1 protein-coding gene is annotated in these 1490 nt (G+C 61.2%); it reads left to right on the forward strand.

Going from position 1 to position 1490, the window contains the following annotated elements:
- Positions 1 to 1490, forward strand: a 1490-nt coding sequence (locus AC1D1X_RS23115) for an Orn/Lys/Arg family decarboxylase (protein ID WP_477699317.1), incomplete at both ends; no start/stop codon positions are given.

The raw sequence follows: 1490 nt of genomic DNA on the forward strand, positions 1-1490 counted from the left end.
CGGCCAGATGTTCCACCAGTTTTTTGGCGAGAACATGCTGCGCGCCGACGTCTGCAACGCGGTGGAAGAGCTCGGCCAGTTGCTGGATCACGACGGCGCCATCGGCGCCAGCGAGCGCAACGCCGCACGCATCTTCAACGCCGACCACTGCTTCTTCGTGACCAACGGCACATCCACCAGCAACAAGATGGTGTGGCACCACACGGTGGCACCCGGTGACGTGGTGGTCGTTGACCGCAACTGCCACAAGTCCATCCTGCATTCCATCATCATGACGGGTGCGATTCCGGTGTTTTTGAAGCCGACGCGCAACCATTTCGGCATCATTGGCCCGATTCCGCAGAGCGAGTTCGAACCCGAAGCCATCCGCGCCAAGATCGATGCCAACCCATTGCTCAAGGGCGTGGACAGCAGCAAGGTCAAGCCGCGTGTGCTGACACTGACGCAGTCCACCTACGACGGCGTGCTCTACAACACCGAAACCATCAAAGGCATGCTGGACGGCTACATCGACAACCTGCACTTTGACGAGGCCTGGCTGCCGCACGCCGCCTTCCACCCGTTCTACGGCAGCTACCACGCCATGGGCAAGAGCCGCATCCGGCCGAAGAATGCGGTGGTGTACGCAACGCAGTCCATCCACAAGCTGCTGGCGGGTATCAGCCAGGCCAGTCACGTGCTGGTGCAGGATTCGCAGAACACCAAACTCGACAGGCACCTCTTCAACGAGGCCTACCTGATGCATACGTCAACCTCGCCGCAATACAGCATCATCGCCAGCTGCGACGTGGCCGCTGCCATGATGGAGCCTCCCGGCGGCACGGCGCTGGTTGAGGAAAGCATTGCCGAAGCGCTGGACTTCCGCCGCGCCATGCGCAAGATCGACGAGGAATACGGCACCGACTGGTGGTTCAAGGTCTGGGGGCCGGACAAGCTGGTCGAAGAGGGCATTGGCGAATCGCAGGACTGGATCATCAAGGGCGAGTCCCGCAGCGCCAAGACGGCCAGAAACGGCGCCAACAACTGGCATGGCTTTGGCCAGATGGCCACCGGTTTCAACATGCTGGACCCGATCAAGTCCACCATCGTCACGCCCGGCCTCGACCTGAACGGCAAGTTTGCCAAAACCGGCATCCCGGCCAGCATCGTGACCAAATTTCTGGCCGAGCACGGCGTGATCGTCGAGAAAACCGGCCTCTACAGCTTCTTCATCATGTTCACCATCGGCATCACCAAGGGCCGCTGGAACACGCTGCTGACGGCGCTGCAGCAGTTCAAGGACGACTACGACAAGAACCAGCCGATGTGGCGCATCCTGCCCGAGTTCTGCCAGAAGTACCCCAAGTACGAGCGCATGGGCCTGGCCGACCTGTGCCAGCACATCCATACGCTGTACGCCAAGTACGACATCGCGCGGTTGACAACCGAGGTCTACCTGAGCGATCTGGCGCCCGCCATGAAGCCCAGCGACGCCTACGCCCACATTGCCC

The sequence above is a fragment of the Polaromonas sp. P1_G4 genome, assembly GCF_056405475.1.